The organism is Paraburkholderia sp., from assembly GCF_036488505.1.
In the GTDB taxonomy this organism is placed as follows: domain Bacteria; phylum Pseudomonadota; class Gammaproteobacteria; order Burkholderiales; family Burkholderiaceae; genus Paraburkholderia.
On the sequence record NZ_DASXHN010000476.1, the window covers coordinates 1 to 2621 of the forward strand.

Genomic DNA, 2621 nt, shown 5'->3' on the forward strand with positions numbered 1-2621 from the left:
CGGGTTTCATGCGGCAGCGCGCCATCAGCACCTCACGCAGCCAACCATTTCGGCGCGCGTCCAGGAGTTCGAAGAACATCTCGGCGTGCAGCTCTTCACCCGTAGCCGGACGCGCTCGGAACTCACGGTCGCAGGCCGTGACGCGCTCGCCAATGCCGAACAGGTGCTGAAGCTCGCCGAAAAACTCGAACAGATCGCGAAGCGTACCGATCCGATGTACGGGCTTCTACGCCTTGGTGCAATCGAGTCGATCGCGCACGCCGGCCTTGCCGATCTACTGACGCAACTCAAGACGCGATACCCGCACATGAAGATCGAACTCACGATCGATGTGGGCGTCGCACTCGGACGCAAGCTCGGTGCGCACGAACTTGACATAGCGATACTGAATGACTCGACCGACGCGCCCCATGTAGTCGAGACCGCGATCGGCTACACCGATCTGCATTGGGTGGCGTCACCGCAACTCGTGCCCAACAACCAGGTCACCCCTCGTGATCTTGCGTCGGTGCCGATCATCACCGTCTCGCAACCGTCGTCGAACCATTCGCTGGTGATGAACTGGTTCCGCAGCGCCGGTTGCAATCCCGACAACATCAGCTCATGCAATTCGCTGTCGATGATGTCTCGGCTGGTCGCGGCCGGACATGCAGCGGCCGTGTTGTCGCCCGCGATAATGCGCGCGGAGATCGATTCCGGGCTGATTCACGTGCTGAACACTGAAAGGCCGATCACTCAGCAAGGCTTTTTTGTCGCCTATCAGGAGGAGTGTCTTAGCGGCGCGGATACCATCGTGGAGCTGGCAAAAGAGGTGCTCGCGCGTAGTCGCGTGCTGATCCCGGGGTAGTCGGCGGGAGGGCAAGGGCTATGACGCGCCGTGCGGGGCGACGCCGGCGCACGGCGCGTTCATCAGGACAGGGAGCGGTCAAGTCCGCTCAGACGCCGGCCAGTTTCGGCGTCGAATAGGTGGACGGCCCTCTGCCCTGCTGCCGCGCTGATAGTGCGTTTTTCGGCGTGTTTCCATAACGCACCACGCTGCGCGTTGGCGACTTAGGTGCTGCTGTGAGGACGCGCCGTCGTGCCACGCACGATCAGGTCGGTCGGCACGATGTACTGGGAACTCACGGGCCGTCCCTCGATTCGCGCGAGCAGATACTCGGCGCTGCGCGCGCCGATTTCGTCAGCGGCGAGCCGCATCGTCGTCAACGGCGGAGACGTGAAGCTGGAGAATTCGATGTCGTTGATGCCTGCGATGGACACGTCGCCGGGCACGTCGATACCCGATGCTCGCGCCTCCGCCAGCGCGCCGATTGCGAGCACGTCGGTGCCGCAGATCACGGCCGTCGGACGCTCGGGGCCGTTCATCAGCGCCTTCATCGCCATCTGGCCTTCGATGATCTTGTGCGGCATCTCGATCAAATGCTCGTGGCGCAACTGCAGCCCGCGCGACTGTAGCGCAGTGCGCACGCCGATGATGCGATCCGCCGCGCGATCGCTATGCTGCGTCATCTGCGTAATCATGCCGAAGCGCGTGTGCCCGAGATCGAGCAGATACTCGGCGAGGCGACGGCCGACCGCCACGTTGTCGAAGCCGACATACGGATAATCGTGATCGACCGTCCAGCCATTGACGAGCGGAATCCGTTCCTTCTCGATCAGTTGGTACAGCGCAGGCGAGTGATTGCGGCCTACGAGCATCAGCCCGGCGATGCCATCCGCGATAAGCGCACGGACCTGCTTCAACTCGTCTTCCTGGTCGTAGTACGAACACCCCAGCAGCAACGTATAACCGGCTTCTCCGATGCGCTTTTGCAGCGCAAACACACCGATCGCGAAATTCTGATTTTCCAGCGATGGGATCACCGCGCCGATTGTTTTCGACCGTTGCGAAGCCAGCGCCCGCGCCGCCGCGTGCGGAGTGTAGCCGAGTTCCTGTGCGATGCCGCGCACGCGGTTCTGGAGTTCTGTCGCTACCTTTGCGTTACCGTTCAGCACGCGCGAAACGGTCGCAGTCGATACCCCTGCCGCGCGCGCGACATCTACGACGGAAATCGCATTCGATTTGCGACGCGGCGCTCTTTTCTTTGTCTCGTTGGTCAACTTGCACCCTGCTCGATGTCAAGGCGCACCATCGCGCCTGCGCCGTCCAGCATACTATATTGCGGCACCTCGAGAAATGGCCACCGCCGGGCACGGCCGCCGGGCACGGGCCTTCCCCGCCTGGCCGGTTCCGACGCGCGTCGAACTTGATTTTCGGGCGGATAGCCGAGTGCTGCCACAGGGGTGGCGCGCCAACAAAAAAGCGATAAATCTTCGCCGATGTGAGTACGGAAAGGAATGTGTCGGAACGACGATTGCGAAGCCGTCAGCGAAAGTGAGTGCCTTGATCGGACTTCTTGGCGCAGGATGTAAAAGATTTTCGGGAACCGATGCGAATCCATTGGGCGTTATTGCTCGCGGCAAAAGTGGGAAATTGCGCAGATCAGTTGGACAGAGAGAAAGTGAGCGGCGCGCTGAATCCTCGAATAGGAGCATTGAGACTCGGTGGAAATCAACACACTGAGTACCTGGACGATACTTTCGCTGAGACGCTCGTCTATCCGCAGGACCGACATCCCAGG

At 61.3% G+C, this 2621-nt stretch carries 2 protein-coding genes and 1 pseudogene; 2 read left to right on the top strand and 1 reads right to left on the bottom strand.

The annotated features are described in order from the left end of the window. The coding region (locus VGH68_RS27420; protein ID WP_331606866.1) for a LysR family transcriptional regulator at positions 1-847 on the top strand (847 nt) is incomplete at its 5' end. A gap of 203 nt (positions 848-1050) precedes the next feature. On the opposite strand, the gene VGH68_RS27425 is transcribed toward VGH68_RS27420, so the two are convergent. Continuing rightward, a complete protein-coding gene (locus VGH68_RS27425; RefSeq protein ID WP_331606867.1) occupies positions 1051-2100 on the bottom strand; it encodes a LacI family DNA-binding transcriptional regulator in 1050 nt (349 codons plus the stop codon). 296 nt (positions 2101-2396) lie between these two features. Between VGH68_RS27425 and VGH68_RS27430 the strand changes: the two are divergent. Further along, a pseudogene (locus tag VGH68_RS27430) lies at positions 2397-2621 on the top strand (hypothetical protein); the annotation flags it as partial.